The following is a 20,803-nucleotide window of genomic DNA, read 5'->3' on the forward strand; positions in this document are numbered from 1 at the left end:
AACATGAGCAGTAAAAACAAAACTAAATTAGAACTTATTTGGATCGGTAAAGATAAACGACCGAAACTAGAGCCTAGGATTTTGTTGGAAGACCCGTCGAAGTCCTACCATGCAAGCCACAAAGTTTCTGAAAACGATATCTTTGATAATAAGCTGATTTTTGGGGATAACTTGCTGGCGCTTAAGGCTTTGGAGCAAGACTACGCTGGAAAAGTTAAATGTGTATTTATTGATCCTCCTTATAATACTGGTAGTGCATTTACGCATTATGAAGATGGGATGGAGCATTCAATTTGGCTATCTCTAATGAAAGACCGGTTAGAGATTCTCCATAGCCTGATGTCAAAAGATGGTTCGATTTGGATTTCAATTGATGATAACGAGGCGCATTACCTTAAAGTGCTTTGCGATGAGGTTTTTGGAAGAAATAATTTTGTTGCATCTGTAATATGGCGCAAAAACTATGCACCCAAGTCAAGCGCAAAACATTTTTCTGTTGACCATGATTATATTCTTGTTTACGCAAAAGATGAAGACACTTGGCGTCCTAATCCGATGCCTCGATCAGATAAGCAAAACAAGGCCTATAAAAATCCAGACAATGACCCTCGAGGTCCTTGGAGAGCCAATAATCTGGCAGCTAGAAATTACTACAGCAAAGGAATGTACCCAATAACATGTCCAAGTGGACGGGTTGTCGATGGTCCTCCACATGGCTCTTATTGGCGTTATTCTGAAGAGAAGTTTAGAGAGCTGGATGCTGATAATCGTATCTGGTGGGGCAAAGATGGGAACAATGTACCCGCACCCAAAATCTTTTTGAGCGAGGTCAAGCAGGGGGTTGTGCCTCAAACCTATTGGGACTATCAAGAAGTTGGGCATACGCAAGAATCAAAGAAAGAGATAGTAGATCTTTTTGGCGCAGCAGTTTTTGACACGCCGAAACCAGAGCGGTTAATGGAGCGAATTTTAACATTAGCTACCAATCCTGGTGATTTGGTGTTGGATTCATTTGCAGGATCGGGCACGACAGGCGCTGTTGCGCACAAAATGCATCGAAGATGGATTATGGTTGAGTTGGGGGACCATTGTGCGACGCACATTGTTCCACGCCTAAAGAGCGTGATAGATGGGGAACACAAAGGAGGGATTACGGATTCATGCAAATGGATTGGTGGCGGTGGCTTTCGCTATTACCGCTTAGCACCATCATTATTGGAGCAAGATCGCTGGGGCCGCTGGGTGATTAGCAAAGATTATGATGCCGCCATGTTGGCCGAAGCCATATGCAAATTAGAAGGCTTTACCTACGCACCTTCCGACACTGAATGGTGGAATCATGGCTATTCCACCGAACAGGATAGAATTTATGCCACTACGCAGACGCTTTCTGTTGAACAGCTACAAGCATTAAGTGATGAAGTCGGCGAAGATTATAGTGTGTTGGTTTGTTGCAGCGCATTTCGCTGCAAGGCCGATCGTTTTCCTAATCTTACGTTAAAGAAAATCCCCAAAATGGTGTTGTCGCGCTGTGAGTACGGCCACGATGATTACAGCTTAAATGTAGAAAACCTACCCATGCAGGAAAGGCCTAAACCCGACCCATCGCAAGGTGGCTTGTTTCAAGATGAAATGTTTGACGATAACGGACAAGGCTAAGGGCGGGATAAAAAATGACAACAAATACAATCAACCCAACAAATACTCGTATTCTTAAAGCCATCACGGGTCGCTTGAGTTTGCGAAAGCCTCAAGAAGATTCACTTATTGCGCTTGCTCAGGCAATTGCGTCCGCACCGGATACGCTTGAGCAATCTCGTGATATTGAGTCTTTACTTAAAACTTTGAGTTCGGCGTTTCCAACCCTTTCGGATTTCGAGCGAGAGTTCCCATCTTTGTGTTTTGCCCTGGCAACGGGTGTAGGTAAAACGCGATTGATGGGAGCATTTATTAGCTTTTTACATCAAGCCCATGGCATTAATAATTTCTTTGTATTGGCGCCTAACCTCACCATTTATAACAAATTAATTGCCGATTTTGATGATACGGCATCGCCTAAGTATGTTTTTAAAGGCATCGCAGAGTTCGCAGTCAATCGCCCGATAGTCATAACCGGTGACAATTACGAACAAAAAGGCGCACAGCTTAAACAAGACTTATTTGGTCAAGCACAGGAAGTGCGCATCAATATTTTTAATATCTCCAAAATAGTCTCTGAGGTACGTGGTGGTAAGGCTCCACGGATGAAGCGCTTATCAGAATACTTAGGTGATAGTTATTTCAATTATCTGTCTGAGTTGGATGACTTGGTGTTATTAATGGACGAGTCGCACCGTTACCGAGCCAGTGCCGGTATGCGTGCCATTAATGAACTAAACCCACGATTAGGTTTGGAATTAACGGCAACGCCTTTTACCGAGTCAAATCGCGGCCCTGTGCCCTTTAAAAATGTGATAGTGGATTACCCGCTGGCATGTGCTATGGAGGATGGATTCGTAAAAGAGCCAGCCGTAGTCACTCAGCGCAATTTTGACCCCAAGCAATACAGCCCTGAAGGACTAGAAACGGTAAAACTCGAAGATGGTGTGCGCCTACATGAAGCGACTAAATTAGAGTTGTTTACCTACGCGAAACAAAACAGCGTAAAAGTGGTAAAGCCTTTTATGCTGGTCATTGCGCGAAACACAACACATGCGGCGCAATTGCTTGAACGCATAGAATCTGACAGTTTTTTTAATGGCGCCTATAAGGGTAAAGCCATTCAGGTAGATAGTTCTAAAAGCGGTGCGGCTGAAGAAGAGATGATACTGCGCTTATTGGCCGTTGAAAGTGTCGATGAACCTACCGAAATTGTCATCCACGTGAATATGTTGAAAGAAGGTTGGGATGTTACCAACCTTTACACCATTGTCCCTTTACGTGCGGCAAACGCGCGAACACTTATTGAACAGTCGATCGGCCGTGGCTTGCGCTTACCCTACGGTAAGCGTACGGGTGTGGACGCCGTCGATCGTCTAAACATTGTTGCGCATGATCGCTTCCAAGAAATTGTTGATGAGGCTAATAACCCCAACAACCCCCTGCGTTTACGTCAGGTCATTCTGGATAAAGACGATACCGAGCAACCTAAAGATAGCGTAGCAGTAACGTCTCGCTTGGAAGGTTTGTTTACTGGTAGGTCTGTGCAAAGCGCCACAGGGTTCGATTATTCAGCTCCAGGTAAGTCACCGGATGAGGTTACTAAGCCTGTATTTAGCGGCGTGACCGAACGGGAGGTGGCGTTAACCACGTTACGTGTTCTGCAAAGCTATCAAAACAAGCCGAATGAGGCACCTACAAGCAAAGCATTATTGAATAAAGATGTTCAGGCAGAGGTATATAAAGCTGTTTCTGAGCAGCTTAGTGGACAGCAACAATCTTTGCTAGAAGACGAGGAAAAAGTAAGCCTACAAGAAGTTATCGCAAAAGCGACAGAGCTAGTGGTTGAGCAAACGATTGATATACCGCGCATTGTTGTTATGCCTTCAGGTGAAATCACCTATGGCTATACACCGTTTTTGTTGGAAATGGGACAGTTAAATCTTCAACCGACGAACCGAGAGTTGATCTCGCAGAGTCTACAGACCAATGAGCAAGTCAGTATCTCTTCGCTTCCTGAACGGAAGTATACCCGCCTAGAAGACTATATTGTTGAACATTTGGTGGACTATGACGACATTTCCTACGATGAACATGCGGAGCTTATTTACGACTTAGCGACACAATCAGTCAACTTCTTTCGCGATATTCGTGAATACACCGAAGATGAGTTGCACAATATCTTCTTCGGGTTTGGCAAGCGAATCGCCGAGAATATACATGCGCAAATGGCTGAACAGTATTGGGAAAAAGCCAGTAGTTATGAAACATCCATTACAGCTGGTTTTGTGCCCTTGTGTGATGCTGCCTACACCACTGGCGAGAAAGAAATTCATAATGTACGTAGCACCTTGCAAGATAAAGGAAAAATTAAAAAAATGCTTTTTGGTGGCTTCCGTAAATGTCTCTACGATGTTCAGAAGTTTGATTCTGACACAGAGCGTACATTCGCTCTGATTCTGGAACGTGAAGCTATTAAGTGGTTCAAGCCTGTTAGCGGGCAGTTCAAAATTTACTATAAAGACGGCATTCATCACCGAGAGTACCTTCCTGATTTTGTCGCTGAACTCGATGACAGAGTCATAATGGTAGAAACCAAAGCTCGCCGAGATATGACTGACACTTTGGTAGAAAATAAAGCAGAGGCAGCCAAAAAGTGGTGTGCAAATGCAACAGACTACTTGACCCAAAATGGCGGCAAGCCATGGGAGTACATTTTGATTGCCCATGATGACGTACATGAAAATAGAGATTTAAAAGGGTTTTCGTCAATAATATAAAAATATATCGCGCTGGAGCTTGCTATGAGTAATTCTGAAGTATTGTTAAAACAGATAATGGACACTGTTAATGCCGAGGGGTTGCTGGCGGAAGCAGAGATTAAGAGCATTGAAAAATTGATTCTTTCTTCGAAGGTGAAAGAAGAGGACTGGGCGCTTGCCTTGGAGAATACACATTTGCAGGAGCACTATAATGTCGAAGATCTCTAAACTTGATAAATTAACAATTGCTGGTCTGCGAGGAGTGTCAACTCCGCTAGAAATCCAATTCGAAAAGCCGCTAACACTAATTTATGGTCAAAATGGAACAGGTAAAACCTCAATCTGCGATGCATTGGATTTTCTAGCGAATGGCGACTGCGGCTCTCTAAACGACAATAGCATTGGTGCCTCAAAACATAAGTATTGGCCATTCGTTGGCAAGAAAGCTTCTGACGTGTCAGTAACTTTAACCCACGAAAATGGAGCAAGCTGGCGAGCAAGCATTTCCGGCACAAAACCTGTTGTTACTACATCCTCGTTGTATTCCATCCCCTTTGTTAAAATTTGGCGGCGAAAGCAAATGATGGATCTTATTCTTGCCAAGCCCGCAGAACGATTCAATGTCATATCTGAATTTATCGACGTAGGTGAAATAGACCGATCAGAGAAGACGGTAAGAGACTTACAGCGAAATATCGAAAGCCAATTGAGAATTGCATCCGAACGTATAGCAGAGAACTATTCAACATTGGAGATGCAATACCGCTTAAGCGGGGTGACAAACTCAGACCCTGTTACATGGGCTAAGATCGAATCAGACAAAGACATATCTGAATTTGATGCAGAAATCAGTTCCTTTTCTGAGCTATTACGCAAAATTGAATTATTAACCTCCGCACTAGAGACACTCCGTCGCATGGGTCGGGAAGCCGATGAAGTTGAAAATGATTTTAATTCTAAAGAAAAATCATATACTGAAATTAAATCAAAAGTTATTGATGGGGCCGCTGATTCACTGGGAATTCTTTCTGAAGCCCGTAAATACTTCGAATCAAAAAAGATGGAGGTTAGCTCATGTCCTCTATGTGAAAGCAAGGAAAATATTGCTGGTCTTCCCTCTCGAATCGCGACAATAATTGAAAGCTTCTCAGAGCTGAATACTGCAAAGGAAGAACTCGATCATGCTACGCAAAGAAAAGATCGTAACCGTGAATCCATAGCCACCGCAACATCAGCTATTTCAGATAAGATTAAAGCTATCGAAATATTTATGCGCGAATTCTCCGAAGAAATCGATATATTAAGTGACTTAAAAACAATCTTGTCTAAAAAAGACACTCTAGCTTATGACGATATCGAGGCAGTTCGTAGTGATCTTGAAATTTATAAAAATAGCTTACTTGAAAACAAAGGAAAACGCGCAATTATCGATGCCGCTTACTCACAGTACACTGACAACATGCGGGAACAAAAGTCAAACAAGATTTTGAAACCGATAATAGACAGGTTATTAGCAATTCACGAATCAAAGCGGAAAAATTTTATAGATGCAATACTTTCCTCGATCGCCGGAGAAGTTGGTCGTTTGTATGAGGTCGTTCATCCCGGAGAGGGTTTGGACAAAATTGCATTACAATTAGACCCAAAAAGACGGGCATCATTAGATATTCAATCAGAGTTTAAATGTAAAAATGCTCCTCCAGGAGCATATTTCAGCAACTCTCATCTAGATTCATTAGGACTATGCATATTGCTGTCTCTTGCAAAAAGAGATGCTCCAGACAATACAATTCTAATAATGGACGACGTATTGGGAAGTATAGATGAGCCGCATGCAGATCGCATTGTTAACCTTATTTACGCAGAGTCTGAAAATTTTATGCATACGTTAGTAACTACGCATTATCAACGCTGGCATGCAAAGATAAGAAATGGGCAGCTAAAGTTTTCAGACTGCCAGCTTATCGAGCTTAAGGAATGGAACCCAAGTCTTGGCGTAATTCTACAAGATTCAGCGCGATCTATGGTAGAGATCCTGCGTGACAACATCAATACTCGACCAAACGAGCCTGAACCGATCGCACAACAAGCTGGATACCTATTAGAACAGGTATGTGACTGGCTGGTTTCACATTATGAATTAAGTATTCCTAGACGAAAAAATACAGCTTACGATTACCTTTGCGCTTTAAAAGATAAATACAGCAAGCAGCTAAAGGTACAGCATTTACAGCCAGATGGTTCATATTATGAAACTGAATTACAGCAGTTAATTTCGGATCTTCGCATTTTATTTCAAATACGGAATATCGTTGGAGCCCATTTCAACGAACTGGCCAGTCATTTAACTGCGAGTGACAGCTTAGAGTTTGGCAAGAAAGTTCTGGAGCTTTCTGACTTACTGATCTGTAAACATGAAGGCTTCCCGAACAAAAGCAAAGCTGACTATTTATCTACGAGCACAGAAACAAGAAGGCTCTACCCACTTAGAATGCAGTAAATTCTTATATATCACTCTGAATGACGGAGTTGAGTTAAAAATTACCGAACGTCGGAGAAGTTCCACGTCGGTTTATATCTGAGTTAAATTTATTGATATAAAAATAGTTTTCGATCAGCGGATAACAGACGTATTTTATATCGACAGAACCCTTCCTCATCAACGTTAGCTAACATTGATGAGGAAATTACCGTCATATTATTAAAAGTATTAAGGCAATGAACTACCTGCCGTTGACGCATATTGAGTCAACGAGCTAAGCGATTGGCGGATACTTCTCTGCCATCATCGTCCGAATATCTTTCTTCAAGACTTTGCCGGTTGGGTTACGTGGCAAGGCAGCGATGTATTCCACTTTGCGAGGAATTTTATAGCCCGCCAATTTACCGCGACAAAACTCGGTAAGCTCCTCGGCGCTGAGTTCTGGCTGACCGCCGGAAACGATCACCGCGAGAGGCACCTCCCCCCACTTTTGATCCGGCACGCCAATCACAGCGACATCCTGTATTTGGCTGTGCGACATTAGATGGTTTTCAATTTCCGCTGGGTAGATATTCTCGCCACCAGAAATAATCATGTCTTTTACGCGGTCTTGAATATAGATATAGCCCTCTTCATCCATACGCCCTGCATCGCCGGTGTGCAGCCAACCATCAACCACGGTTTTAGCCGTTGCCTCCGGGTTCTTCCAATAGCCCTGCATGACTTGCGGGCCTTTGGCAACGATTTCGCCAATTTCACCCAGTGGCAATTCCTGGCCGTCATTGTCTACAATTCGCATCTCGGTACCAAACACCGCCCGCCCGCACGAGCGCAATAACTCGGGGCGACCTGTCAGCGCCTTCTTGTGATCATCTGCGGTGAGGAAGGTCAGCGCCATGGTCGATTCTGTCTGTCCATAGCCTTGCACAAAATCGCAGCCAAAGGCATCCATACACTGCTGCAACAAGGACTCTGAAATCGGTGAGGCGCCATAATTGATGGTGTGTAACTCAGAGAAGTCGTAGTCTTTTATATTCGGCACCATCGCAAGGGAGAACTGCAGCATCACCGGTATAACCGCCACCGTACTAACGTGCTCATTGGCCAGGGTTTCGATCATCCCAACCGGATCATAGTCACTGTGGATAATCATTGAACCACCGTAAATGACCCCCATCAAGGAACCCACTAAGCCGACGGCGTGGAAGGTAGGCGCAATCACCAAACCAATTTCACCAACCCGACCACCTTTACCGGTTGCCATCGGCGCCTGGTAAGTATTAGCAAGTACATTGTGATGACTGATCAAAACCCCCTTGGGTAAGCCCGTGGTGCCACTGGTGTACATTTGAAAAAGGATGTCGTCGCCATTGATCTCGACCTCATTCAAGGTCGCGCTGCTATCCAACCAACTGTCCAGCTTTGCCGCACTGCTGTCGCTGTCAAAACATACACCAATCCTGGAGCGCAGATAGTCACCGCGCAGTCCGTCAAACTCTTGATCAAAGAACAGCATTTGCACGTCGGCATTGCTGGCGATAAATTCAACTTCTGCAGCTGCCAGGCGATAATTCAAACCCACTACTACCGCACCGATGCGGGCACAAGCGAGAAAGACACAGAGATTATCAACCGAATTTTTCGCTAGAATCGCAACGCGGTCGCCTTTAACAATACCTTTGCTTTGAATATTGGCGGCAATCAAATTAACGTAGTCCCAGGCTTCGGCGTAGTTCAGGGACTTTTTACTATCGCGCGCCATCATCATGTCGCCACGCATACGCGCATGAAACCGGGTATGGTCATTCAAATTATTAAATAGCTTCATCGTATTTCCCTACTGTTATATTTATTGTTCAAAATGAAACAAAACAACTTAAAGATATCGCATATCGCTAAAGCGACGACGATGCACATCTGAACCACCAAAATACATATCGATCATCATAAGACGCTTTAGGTAATGACCGATGGGCATCTCGTTAGTCACGCCCATACCGCCGTGCATCTGCACCGCTTCTTCTGCCACCTTGCGACCATACTTACCTACCATCGCTTTCAAGACCGCAACATCCTGGCTGCGCTCCGCACTATCATCCAATATCGCACACTGGGCTCGAACAAGTAGCGAGCGACACTGCTCTGTGGCCATAAACATATCAACCATACGATGCTGTAAGGCTTGAAAACTGCCAATAGCGACGCCAAACTGTTTACGAGTATTCGCGTAGTCCGCCGTGGCTTTATAAAGATAGGTCATTGCACCAACCGCTTCGGCGCAGAGCGCAACCAAGGCCTCATCAACAACCTCAGCGATTAAAGGATACGCCTCACCCTCTGCGATAAGCATGTCATCCTGACCAAGGACAAGATCTTTAAATTGGATATTGCAGGCAAGTTGGCCGTCCATTAAACGAACGGTCTCTTTTTCCAATGTAGGATGAGCCGCGTCCACCACAAATAAACTTATACCCGCTTCGTCTGCCACGTCACCGGCCGTGCGAGCCGCAATGATAAAATGATCGGCGCCGGCATTTAAAACCAGTTTCTTCTCACCGCTTAGGCGATAGCTATCGCCCTCTTTAACAGCCGAGGTACTTACATAACTTAAGGAAAAGCAGCTCTGGGCTTCTAGCCAAGCGAAACTATAATGCGTCTCACCAGAAATCACTTGCGGCATAAGGCGGCTTTTAAGCGCCTGGTTTGTGCAGCGAGCGATCAGCTGCCCAGCCAGTACAATTGACGACCAGTAAGGCTCTACCACTAGTACTTTGCCAAACTCTTCCATCACCGCTGACACATCAGCGACATTGCCACCAAAGCCACCATCAGCTTCTGAAAATGGAATAGTTAACCACCCCAACTCAGAAAACGTGGACCAGTGCGCGGCACTATAGCCCGCCTCATTTTTTACAATGGCCTCTCGTTGCTCCGGCGCGTAATTGTCTGCTAAAAATTTAGTCACGCTATCTTTGAGCATGACTTGTTCTTCAGTTAATGAAAAATCCATTCTTAAATCCCCTAGCGCGCCGATAGACCGAGCGCAAATTTTGCGATGATGTTGCGCTGCACTTCGTTGCTACCACCAAAAATGGTGCAGGCGCGGCCAAACATATATTCACGTCGGGCTCTATTGCCTTCGCTTTCCCAGAGTTCATCGTCTGCGTCGGGTGATATTCCACCGAAACCAGCGGCAACATCCCACTGCAGAGACTGAACAGCCTGTTGCATTTCTGTGCCCTTTAATTTGAGCAATGACGACTCCATTCCCGGTGCACCACCACTATCAATTGCGCTCAACACCCTGAGTTCTAAAAATTCCAGCGCCATTACTTCCATTTCCACGTCGGCTAAGCGCGCACGGAAATCACTGTCATCAATCAAGCGAGTCCCACTTGCAGATACCTGATTCGCCAGTTGACGAATATTGGTCAACTTACGTTTGCAATAACCCACACCCGACAGCGCGGTACGTTCATAAGTCAACAATGCTTTTGCGTAAGTCCAGCCCTGATTTTCCTCGCCAATACGATTCGCCACCGGCACTCGAACATTCTCGAAATTCACCTCATTCAGGTGATGTTCATCGTCCACAGAAATGATGGGGGAAACGGTGATACCTGGGGTTTTCATGTCGATCAGTAAAAACGAAATGCCCTGCTGCGGTTTGCCGGTGTTGTCGGTGCGCACCAAACAAAATATCCAGTCCGCGTATTGCGCAAAGGTGGTCCAAATTTTAGTGCCATCAATAATATAGTCGTCGCCATCGCGAACCGCGCGGGTTTGTAGCGCGGCAAGATCAGAGCCAGCACCAGGCTCGGAATAGCCTTGGCACCACCAAATATCGGACGATTTTGTAATTGGAAGAAAGCGCGCCTTTTGCTCTTCTGAGCCATAGCTGTACAGCACCGGCGCTACCATTTTTATACCCATTGGCACTACGTCGGGCGCACCAGCCGCAGCTAATTCGGTGGTATAAATATATTTTTGAGTTGCACTCCAACCCGTACCGCCGTGCTTTACGGGCCAGCCATTTGCAGCCCAGCCTTTGCCATCAAGAAGCTTCTGCCACTCTATACTGGCATCGCGGAAGGTTTTGGGATGATGAATACGGGCGGCCAATTCCGGCGTAAAATTATCGCGCATAAAGCCGCGCACTTCTTCCTGAAAGGCGAGTTCCTCAGGGCTGAATTTAGCGTGCATAAGAGCTCTCTTTTTAAGTGATATGCAGAATTTGATAAACCTATTGTGGCAGCGAGTTGATTCAACTCGCTGCCAAGAACGCTACGCAAAGCTCACCGCTATTAACGAGGCTGCATACGAATAGCGCCATCGAGACGGATACATTCACCGTTCATATATTCGTTTTCGGCCATCATCACCGACAAATGTGCGATCTCTTCCGGGCGCCCAAGACGCTGGGGATTAACCACACTGGCCTCCAGGGATTTGTAGGCTGCTTCCGACAGCGTTTCAAACAAGGGCGTATGAATAAGACCAGGCACAATGGTGTTTACCCTAATGCCATACGACGCCAAATCTCGTGCCATGGGTAATGTCATACCGACAACGCCGCCTTTAGACGCGCTATACGCAACCTGACCAACCTGCCCTTCATAGGCGGCAACCGAGGCGGTATTAATAATAACGCCGCGGGCATTCGCGCCGTCGTAGGGTTCATTTTTGGCCATTTGCTCAGCAACCAAACGAGCGACGTTAAAGGTACCGACCAAGTTAACGTTGATCACGGTCTTATACGCATCTAATGGAAAGGCACCGTTCTTACCCAAGGTCTTCACGGCGTTACCAATACCGGCATAGTTATTACAAATATGGATTGCACCAAATGTTGCCATCACTTCTGCTATGGCAGTGGCTACCGATTCTTCATCGGCAACATTTACATTGTGAAAGCTAACTTTGTCAGCACCCAGTTCCGCCACCAGTGCGTTGCCGCGCTCGGCATTCATATCGAAGATCGCTGCTTTGCCGCCTTTTGCAACGTAAGCGCGCACAGTCGCTTCACCTAAGCCAGATGCGCCACCGGTAACAACGGCAATTTTTCCATTAATATCCATAACGATTATTCCTAATAATTATTCAAAGAATGAAACGAATTTGTCTGAGTACAAATCGCGACCAATAATTAATTTCATGATTTCTGAACTGCCGGCAAAAATCCGTGTAATACGCGCATCGGTATACATACGGCTGATTGGGTATTCATCCATAAAGCCGGCGCCACCGTGAAGCTGAACGCCTTCGTCTACCATTTTGCACAGCAACTCACTGGTGTATAACTTGGCTTTGGCCGCGTCTTCTGAAGTCAGTAAGCCCGCATTGTGGGCAACAACACACTGATCGACATAGGCCTGTGCAACATCTATTTCGGTCCGCAAGTCCGCCATTTTAAATTCAGTGTTCTGCATTTTAGACAAGGGTTTACCGAAGACTTTACGCTCCATGGTAAATTCTCGGGTGACTTCAAATGCGCGATGCGCGCCCGACAAGAAGCCACAAGCGCCAATCAAGCGCTCTTCTGCCAAACCTTCCATCAAATAGATGAAACCCTTAGTGGCATCGCCCAAGACATTTTCTTTTGGAATGCGTACATCTTTGAAAAACAGCTCAGCGGTATCCTGTGCTTTCATACCCATTTTTTTAAGATTGCGGCCGCGCTCAAAACCCTCCATGCCACGCTCAACTAAAAACAAGCCAACCGCATAGGGGTTATTTTCCGGATCCGTCTTGGCGGCAACAATCACCACATCAGAATTAATACCGTTGGTGATATAGGTTTTTGTTCCGTTTAACAGCCAATGATCACCCATGTCTTTGGCATTGGCACGCATGCCGGCCAAATCCGAGCCCGCATCTGGCTCTGTCATCGCAATGGCGAGAATCGTTTCGCCGGTGGCACACTTGGGAAGAAAACGCGCCTTCTGCTCGTCATTACCGAAGCGATTAATATAAGGACCGACCAAACGGCTGTGTAAGGTATTCGCCCAGTCTCCACCGTGAATACGGCTGGTTTCTTCAATAATGATTTGCTCAAAGCGAAAATCATTATCGCCCATGCCGCCATACTGCTCTTCTGGCCAGATCATCAAAAACCCTTGCTCGCCGGCTTTGGTGAACGCTTCGCGATCAACAATGCCCTGCTCCCTCCAGCGCTCTAAATTGGGAGCAATTTCTTGCTCCAAAAATTTGCGGTAGGCAGAGCGAAACATGTTTTGTTCTTCGGTAAAACTACGTGGCAACATAGGAATTGTGCTCCGGTTTAAATACGTTTCGATGCATCACATCGGAATTTACTAAATATTTTTTCAGCGGCGAGAAATTCCCACCGCCTCTTTTATAGAAAAGCTAAATTAAACGAACTGTTCGCCCGCAGCGGCCTTTTCCAACAACAGTGCTGGTGGTGTAAAGCGTTCGCCGTACAACGCGCTTAACTCGGCAGCGCGGTCTGCAAACTTCTGCACGCCGTAGGTATTGATATATTGGAAAACACCGCCAGTGTAAGGAGGAAAACCTATTCCCATGATTGAACCGATGTTGCCATCCGCAACCGATTTCAATACGCCTTCTTCTAAACAGCGAACCGACTCAACAACCTGCCTGAACAAAATACGCTCTTTAATATCCAGATTCGGAAGCTCTATTTCCGGCTTAACAAAACGCTCACGGATTGTTGGCCAGATCGCCTTGCTGCCATCTGCTGCGTAATCGTAGTAACCACCTTCATAGGCTTTACCGTTCCGCTTGTATTCCTCAACAAAGATTTTAGACATACGACCAGTTGCGGTATCGACGTTCATATCGTCGCCGAGGCGCTCATTGAGCTCGCGGTTGGTAGCCACAATCTTCGTCGTTAATTGCTGGCTTACTTCATCGTGCACAGCTAATGGACCAACTGGCATGCCCACTAATTTAGCGAGATTTTCAATCAATACCGGCTCTACGCCTTCTTCAATCAGCACCGCGCCTTCATCGACAAAGGTGCCAAATACCCGCGAGGTGAAGAAGCCGCGAGAGTCATTAACGACAATTGGCGTCTTCTTAATTTGCTGCGCGTAATCAAAGGCCTTCGCCAAGGTTTCTGGCGAAGTTTTATCACCAACAATAATTTCCACCAGCGGCATCTTGTCGACCGGTGAGAAGAAATGAATACCGATGAAGTTCTCAGGCTTGGCAGAGGCTTCTGCCAATAGGGTAATTGGCAAAGTAGAGGTGTTCGAACCCCAAACGCCGCCCTCTGCCAACAGTGGCTCCAGTTCTTTTGTCATTGCATGCTTAAGATCTACGCTTTCAAACACCGCTTCGATAATTAAATCGCAGCCCTGCAAATCTTTCGCATCTACCGACGCCGTGATGCGACCGAGAATGCCAGCCTTCTTGTCTTCGGTCATACGACCGCGTTCTAGCGCCTTGTTCAACAGCTTTTCGGTATACGCCTTGCCTTTATCTGCGGCATCCTGGCTAATATCTTTCAAGACCACATCCATACCAGCAAGAGCAGAAACATAGGCGATTCCCTGGCCCATCATGCCCGCGCCCAAAATGCCGACTTTCTTAACTTTGCTTTTAGCAATGTCTTTTGGCCGGCTACCACCACCATTGACCTGATTCATTTGCAGGAAAAAGGTCATCATATTTTTCGCTTGCGGTGTGGTTACCAAGCTCGTTAATGCACGACTTTCTATACGCAAAGCGGTATCGAAATCTACCCGCAGGGTATTCGCTATCACATCCAAAATTTTCGCAGGCGCGGGCATTAAGCCTTTGGTTTTTTGCGCCAACATGGGCACCGCACCTTGAATCATCTGGGCGATATTTGGCTTGCGCAAATCGCCACCGGGTATTTTAAAGCCCTTGATATCCCAGGGGTTTGCCGCTTCCGGGTTCGCTAAAATCCAGGCCTTCGCCTTGGCCATCATGTCGTCTGTATCAGTTGCCAGCTCTTCGACCAAACCAAATGCGGCCGCTTTATCGGCCTTAAAACGCGTGCCTTCAAGCAGGGGCATAATCGCTTTTTCAACACCCATTTTACTGACTAAACGCACGACACCGCCGCCGCCAGGTAGTAAGCCTAAACTCACCTCCGGCAAACCAATCAACACCGCCGGTGAATTCAGCGCGACGCGATAATGACAAGCTAGACATATCTCATAACCGCCACCTAATGCCGCGCCATTGATAGCCGCAACCACTGGCTTACCTAACTTTTCCAAGCGGCGTAACATGCCTTTAATTGACTCCGCTTGCGCAAACAAGGCGGGCTCGTCTACGCCGGGTACTGCTTTAAGCATGTTTTTAATATCACCGCCGGCAAAGAAAGAGCTCTTGGCTGATGTTAAGATCACACCGGCAATGTCGGCGCGCTCGGCTTCCAAGCGCTCAATTGTTGCACTCATTAATTCAATATATTCATCGTTCATTGCGTTGACTGGACCACTCATGTCCATGGTCACCGTCACAATATTATTGCTGTCTTTTACGTAATTAAATGTTCCGCTCATTGCGCTACCTATTCATTCATTTTGTCGTCAATGCCAACTGGAGGTACCTGTCAGCCGCCAATTCAAATTGTGAATTCTGACCCTATACCCGCTCGATAATGGTCGCGATACCCATGCCACCGCCAACACATAGCGTGATCAAACCAAAGCGCAAATTACGACGCTCGAGTTCGTCCAAGCAGGTACCGACCAACATGGCACCGGTCGCGCCAAGAGGGTGACCCATGGCGATAGAGCCGCCATTGACGTTAATTTTCTCACTGGGAACACCAGTTTCTTTTTGGAAGCGCATCACTACCGATGCAAACGCCTCATTGACTTCGAACAGGTCGATGTCGTCGATAGACATACCGGCTTTTTCCAACACTTTCCAGGTAGCCGGCGCGGGACCAGTCAACATAATGGTCGGCTCGGTACTGGTAACCGCCGTGGCAACAATGCGGCCGCGGGCTTTTAAGCCCAACTCGGCGCCAATTTTCTCGCTGCCAATCAGTACCGCTGAAGCACCATCCACAATGCCTGAGGAGTTACCTGGGGTATGGATATGGTTAATTTTGACCACCTGCGGATACTTACCAAGCGCGATGTCGTCATAGCCCAGTGAACCGTGGAACTCAAATGATGCCTTTAGCCGTGCCAAGCCCTCCAGGCTGCTGTCGGGCTTTATAAACTCGTCACGCTCAAGAATAGTTACGCCGTTCTCGTCCTTAACCGCCATAACGGATTTATCAAAGTACCCGGCGTCTCTTGCAGCCGCTGCTTTTTGCTGAGAATGAAGTGCAAAGGCATCAACATCTTCACGGCTAAACCCAGCCAAGGTTGCGATCAAGTCGGCGCCCACACCCTGCGGTACGAAGGCGCTATCAAACGCGGTTTGCGGATCTTCGCCCCACGCGCCGCCGTTGCTGCCCATTGGCACCCGCGACATACACTCAACACCGCCGGCAACGACAAGATCTTCCCATCCTGACGCCACTTTCTGCGCGGCAAGATTGACCGCTTCAAGGCCCGAAGCGCAAAAGCGATCCAGCTGAAAACCGGCAACACGCTCATCCCAACCCGCTTTCAATAAAGCCGTTTTGGCGATACACGAGCCCTGCTCACCGATGGGGGTGACACATCCCATAATGACATCATCGACTTTGCTGGTATCGAGATTGTGGCGGTCTCGCAAACCGTTAAGTAAACCGGCAAGTAGGTCAACCGGCTTCACTTCATGTAGCGAACCGTCTTTTTTACCTTTACCGCGTGGTGTACGAACTGCGTCGTAGATGAAAGCTGTATTAGCCATACTTTTTGTCCCTGACTGACGTGATTATTGCGTGGTCAAGAGGTTCGCCCTCAAACCCCTTTTCCGCAATGACCGTCAATGACATACGATAGACATTATGTTACAAGTTAGTATTGAAAACTCTGAAGTGTGCGCCTGCGACTAAAAACTGGTCTGCGGGGAAATAATCAGGCTAAATTCTCGCGGTATTTTATGGAAAACAGAACCATCTCCATCGCCTTTATCCGCAATATGGTGTCCGGCTGCGGGCTGCCAAAACGCTATTGCGAGGAACTCCTTGAGCGCGCCGGCATAGACCCCAAAATAGTGAATAGCCAGCGCGCCAGAGTCACGCCCACACAGCTGTCGCAGCTAAATTTATGGATTACCGACGCCACTGGCGACGAAGGCATGGGGCATTATCGGCAGCCACAAAAGCACGGTACGTTTCACGCACTAGCCCACTACCAGCAAAGCGCCGCAAACTTAAAGCAAGCCATAGAGCGCAATGTCAGCTTTTATAATTTATTCGATTTTGGCTTTAGCCTGGCGCTGGTCCGCAGCGGCGATTACATAAGTTACCGACTCCAGGCAGACCTGGGACTGACATTAACTGACTGGGTTTACGAACAGCACCTGATGATAAACCACCGCTTTTTAAGCTGGCTGACAGGCAGCACAATCCCACTTCATCGAGTTAACCTGAACTATCCGGCGCCGACCCACAGTGGCGAGTACCACTATTTGTTTTTTAGCGATACCCGCTTTGGCCAAGACCACAGTGAAATCGTGTTTCATCGCCAATACCTTAGCTTGCCAATAATACGATCAACCGCCGAGCTGGAAGACTATATATCGCGGGTGCCCCACGAATTTCTCCTCACGCCAAATCAAGGCAGCAGTTACAGTGAAAAAATCAGACGAATAATAAAAAAATCACTGCCGGATATTCCCAGCTACGAGGACATGGCCGAGTCACTTGGACTAACACCGCAAACCTTGCGCCGCCGCCTCCGGCAGGAGGGATGTGATTATAGATTAATCAAAAACGAACTGATCCGGGATACCGCGATTGGCTATTTGTTACACGACAATAGAGAGATTAAAACGATTTCTTATCAACTCGGCTTCTCAGAGCCCAGCGCCTTCATCCGATCATTCAAAAAATGGACAGGGGTGACGCCGCACCAGTACCGCGATAATCATAGCTTGGGCGCTGATTCTCTCGAAAGCGGAGCTAAAGTTTAAATTACCCGTCGGCCTAAAACCCAGCGCATAGGCCTTACCATTGGTTTGTATTTGTCAGCGCCAAAAACTACAGATTCCCGCGAGACTTCATTTCGCACCCGCTGGGCGACTTTCTGCTTTTTACGAAAAAAATAAGCAATAAAATCGCCCACAATCACTCACCCCTCGGCTACCCTGAGCTCACAATAAGGCCCTAAAGCCAGCATTTAGGGGTCAACATGCTTTACATAACTGGCATAGCGCGGATTATCTATCGCCATTTTGGCAAGGGTAATGCGCTCCAAGGCCGCGAGTATGTCGTCTTCCTGAGACAGGATATCCGCGCTATTTATCAGCTTGATCAGCCGCTGGTTTTGATTTCCTTCTGAGCCGTCATCACCCAATAAGGTATTGAGTTGGTCACTCTCTAGGCGCTTAAATTCCTCACCCAACTCAGACTCGCGGGCGATGATCCCCAGCACATTGCCCGCAATTTTGAGCTTATATTTAAGCGCACTGTCGCTGACCGCTGGCGCTAACTCGGTTTCTAAAAATGACTGCAAGGCATCGCATAGCTGACTAATATTTGGTTTATTTACTGGCACGTCTATTTTCCCCGCAATAAATCGAGAATATCCAGCTCACACTCGGAAACGCGGCGGCCGATAGCAACTCGCTCCAGTGAGCGCTCGCGGCCACTCAAATGCATATCGCATTGATATAGGCAGATGACTCCCCACTTGAGCACACCGAATAGCTCCCAAAATGTCACCGCCTTGGGATCAACCTGTCGGCCGCTCGCCTGCGAATAGGCTTGGTATAAGCTGTCGCGATCGCCGAAGCCACCCACCGGCTTGTCAATTCGCCCAAAGCGCCAGGAATTTACACAGAGCCAGCCCAAGTCTTCCATGGGGTCACCAATATGCGACAGCTCCCAGTCGAGCACGGCGCGAATACCGTCGTCGTCCACCATCAAATTGCCGTTGCGGAAGTCACCATGCACCAAGGTTTCCTCGGTACAAGGCGGAATATGTTCGGCCAGCCAGCGAAACGCGTATTCAAACACCGGCAGGGCTTGCTGATAGCCATCATAAGCCTGTCGATAAAATGCAATTTGATCTGCCGCCAGAGCGCGATGCAATCCCGTCACGGTCTTTAGCGGCACAGCGTGGATAGCCGCTAAAATGCCGCCACACTGCCCCGCCATTTTTTCTCTAGCCACAGCGTAGCGCGGATCTTTGAGTATTTTCTGCGGCAGGGTTTCACCAGCGATATGACCCATGATAAATCCTTCGCCCAGGCCATCCTCAGTACTTAACTCTAGCATTATCGCCGGTGCTGGCACGCCTGCGGCAACCGCAGCACCAAGAACGTAAACCTCTTGCGACTTGCCAAGCGCTCCGCCAAATTGGCTGGCATCATGGCCGCGGCGCAATATCAGCGCCTGCTCGCCCTGCGACGTCACGGCGGTGAATGCCCAGGTCTGAGCCGCCGCTCCCCCCGTCAGACGACGCAGCTCCGCAATAGTAACAGGCTCAGCAAACTGCCTTGAAAGTGCTTTTTCCAAGGGCGCCAGCAAATCCTCCGCTCTTGTTGTTGGCGCCGTCACTGCCGCCGCCTCACTCACAGAGCACCCGCCCATTCCGCATCGCGCTCGCCAAAATCCCAGCCCTGACCATTGTCGCGATAGCGCTTTAATACCTGCCTGGCAACCGATTGAATATGCACTTCATCTGGGCCGTCATAGATACGGGCCTCGCGGGCGTGGCGATACATTCGACTCAATGGCGTATCGTCGGTAAGGCCCGCCGCGCCATACACTTGAATAGCCCGGTCTACCACATTGTGGAGCATGCGCGCGCCCACCACTTTAATCGCCCCAATCTCCACCCGCGCAGCGTCGCCACTGTCTATGCAACGCGCAGCGTGCAAGGTGAGCTGTCGGCAAGCCTGAATCTCGGCGAGACTATCAAATACGTGTTGCTGCATGAGCTGCTTATCTGCGAGGCTAGAACCAAACGCACTGCGGCTATGTAGGCGCTCACACATTAAATCGAAGGCGCGCTGAGCCTGACCCAGCCAGCGCATACAATGGAAAATTCGTCCGGGCCCAAGACGTCGCTGCGCGATCACAAAGCCCTCGCCGCGACCACCAAGCAGGTGATGTTCAGGCACACGGATATCTTTGTATTTCACTTCAAAATGGCCGCTATTTAACCCGAGTAGCGGCGTATCTCTCACAATCTCATAGCCCGCCGCGTCGGTGGGAACCAAAATCATGCTGAAAGCTTTGTGGTCAGGGGCTTCAGGTTCCGTGCGACACATAATGGTTGTATAGGCGGCGATATCCGCACCGGTGGTAAACCACTTGTGGCCATTGATACGCCAGACACCATCTTCAAGTACCGCACTGGTCTGCAATTGCGTTGGATCTGAGCTGGCCAGCGCTGGCTCGGTCATGGCAAAACTCGGGCAAATCTCACCGGCAACCAAGGGCCGCAAATACTGTTCCTGCTGCTGTGGCGATGCGTATTGTTTGAGCATCAAGGAGTCTTGCAAGGAATAAGTGCCAAATACGCGCTGGGCGTATTCAGAGCGGCCAATCACTTCATTGATATAAACGTAATCGAGAAAGGGCATGCCCTGCCCACCGATTTCCTTAGGGTGCCCCAAAGCCCATAAACCTGCAGCCTTGGCTTCGACCACCAACTCCATAAGCTTGGCCTCAGAGGCCACCTTATCTGCGCCCTGCAACACGGCTTCAGCAGGATATATACGCTGTTCCAGAAATGCCTTAGCCCGCTGACGAACGTCAAACCACCCGGAAGATTCGCTCACAACACACCCCTATTCTTATGATTATAAATATTGGCAATACAAACAAGACGCCTTTTTATTGTCAAGT

Annotated in this window: 15 protein-coding genes; 5 read left to right on the forward strand and 10 right to left on the reverse strand. The window is 47.8% G+C overall.

The window, feature by feature from the left end:
- Positions 1 to 3 precede the first annotated feature (3 nt).
- Genes KXJ70_RS03385 through KXJ70_RS03400 form a run of 4 tightly spaced genes read left to right on the forward strand, consistent with a single transcriptional unit; the run spans position 4 to position 6,900 of the window.
- Positions 4 to 1,659 (forward strand): site-specific DNA-methyltransferase, encoded by a 1,656-nt coding sequence (locus KXJ70_RS03385; RefSeq protein WP_219042036.1) that lies wholly within the window; start codon positions 4 to 6, stop codon positions 1,657 to 1,659.
- A gap of 14 nt (positions 1,660 to 1,673) precedes the next feature.
- The gene (locus KXJ70_RS03390; RefSeq protein ID WP_219042037.1) at positions 1,674 to 4,418 is read left to right on the forward strand and encodes a DEAD/DEAH box helicase family protein; all 2,745 of its coding nucleotides are present in this window, start codon (positions 1,674 to 1,676) and stop codon (positions 4,416 to 4,418) included.
- Between the two features lie 24 nt (positions 4,419 to 4,442).
- A complete protein-coding gene (locus tag KXJ70_RS03395) occupies positions 4,443 to 4,628 on the forward strand; it encodes a hypothetical protein (RefSeq protein WP_219042038.1) in 186 nt (61 codons plus the stop codon).
- The gene (locus tag KXJ70_RS03400) at positions 4,612 to 6,900 is read left to right on the forward strand and encodes an AAA family ATPase (RefSeq protein ID WP_219042039.1); all 2,289 of its coding nucleotides are present in this window, start codon (positions 4,612 to 4,614) and stop codon (positions 6,898 to 6,900) included. The genes KXJ70_RS03395 and KXJ70_RS03400 overlap by 17 nt, the downstream gene beginning before the upstream one ends.
- A 256-nt stretch (positions 6,901 to 7,156) precedes the next feature.
- On the opposite strand, the gene KXJ70_RS03405 is transcribed toward KXJ70_RS03400, so the two are convergent.
- From KXJ70_RS03405 to KXJ70_RS03435, 7 genes are all read right to left on the reverse strand, one after another.
- Complete coding sequence (locus KXJ70_RS03405) at positions 7,157 to 8,710, reverse strand: long-chain-fatty-acid--CoA ligase (protein WP_219042040.1); 1,554 nt, start codon at positions 8,708 to 8,710, stop codon at positions 7,157 to 7,159.
- Between the two features lie 48 nt (positions 8,711 to 8,758).
- On the reverse strand, positions 8,759 to 9,892 hold the full coding sequence (locus KXJ70_RS03410; protein WP_219042041.1) for an acyl-CoA dehydrogenase family protein: 1,134 nt from the start codon (positions 9,890 to 9,892) through the stop codon (positions 8,759 to 8,761).
- An 11-nt stretch (positions 9,893 to 9,903) separates the two neighbouring features.
- Entirely contained in the window at positions 9,904 to 11,085 is a 1,182-nt protein-coding gene (locus tag KXJ70_RS03415) for an acyl-CoA dehydrogenase family protein (RefSeq protein WP_219042042.1), read from the reverse strand.
- 101 nt (positions 11,086 to 11,186) lie between these two features.
- Positions 11,187 to 11,960 carry an SDR family NAD(P)-dependent oxidoreductase gene (locus KXJ70_RS03420; protein WP_219042043.1) on the reverse strand — a complete coding sequence of 258 codons (774 nt, stop codon included), beginning with the start codon at positions 11,958 to 11,960 and terminating at the stop codon, positions 11,187 to 11,189.
- An 18-nt stretch (positions 11,961 to 11,978) separates the two neighbouring features.
- On the reverse strand, positions 11,979 to 13,145 hold the full coding sequence (locus KXJ70_RS03425) for an acyl-CoA dehydrogenase family protein (protein ID WP_219042044.1): 1,167 nt from the start codon (positions 13,143 to 13,145) through the stop codon (positions 11,979 to 11,981).
- Positions 13,146 to 13,253: 108 nt separating this feature from the next.
- Positions 13,254 to 15,401 carry a 3-hydroxyacyl-CoA dehydrogenase NAD-binding domain-containing protein gene (locus KXJ70_RS03430; RefSeq protein ID WP_219042045.1) on the reverse strand — a complete coding sequence of 716 codons (2,148 nt, stop codon included), beginning with the start codon at positions 15,399 to 15,401 and terminating at the stop codon, positions 13,254 to 13,256.
- A gap of 82 nt (positions 15,402 to 15,483) precedes the next feature.
- Positions 15,484 to 16,692: an acetyl-CoA C-acetyltransferase gene (locus tag KXJ70_RS03435; RefSeq protein ID WP_219042046.1), complete on the reverse strand. Its 1,209-nt coding sequence runs from the start codon at positions 16,690 to 16,692 to the stop codon at positions 15,484 to 15,486.
- Between the two features lie 192 nt (positions 16,693 to 16,884).
- On the opposite strand from KXJ70_RS03435, the gene KXJ70_RS03440 reads away from it, so the two are divergent.
- Positions 16,885 to 17,919, forward strand: coding sequence for an AraC family transcriptional regulator (locus KXJ70_RS03440; RefSeq protein WP_219042047.1), 1,035 nt, complete (start codon positions 16,885 to 16,887; stop codon positions 17,917 to 17,919).
- A 206-nt stretch (positions 17,920 to 18,125) separates the two neighbouring features.
- Here the strand turns inward: KXJ70_RS03440 and KXJ70_RS03445 are convergent, their stop codons facing one another.
- From KXJ70_RS03445 to KXJ70_RS03455, 3 genes are read right to left on the reverse strand one after another with little or no spacing between them, the layout of a single operon-like run.
- Entirely contained in the window at positions 18,126 to 18,503 is a 378-nt protein-coding gene (locus KXJ70_RS03445) for a DUF6285 domain-containing protein (RefSeq protein WP_219042048.1), read from the reverse strand.
- A 2-nt stretch (positions 18,504 to 18,505) separates the two neighbouring features.
- A complete protein-coding gene (locus tag KXJ70_RS03450) occupies positions 18,506 to 19,525 on the reverse strand; it encodes a phosphotransferase family protein (protein ID WP_219042049.1) in 1,020 nt (339 codons plus the stop codon).
- Positions 19,522 to 20,736: an acyl-CoA dehydrogenase family protein gene (locus KXJ70_RS03455; protein WP_219042050.1), complete on the reverse strand. Its 1,215-nt coding sequence runs from the start codon at positions 20,734 to 20,736 to the stop codon at positions 19,522 to 19,524. Before KXJ70_RS03455 ends, KXJ70_RS03450 begins: the two co-directional genes overlap by 4 nt.
- Between the last annotated feature and the right edge of the window lie 67 nt (positions 20,737 to 20,803).

The organism is Zhongshania aquimaris, assembly GCF_019312595.1.
GTDB lineage: Bacteria > Pseudomonadota > Gammaproteobacteria > Pseudomonadales > Spongiibacteraceae > Spongiibacter > Spongiibacter aquimaris.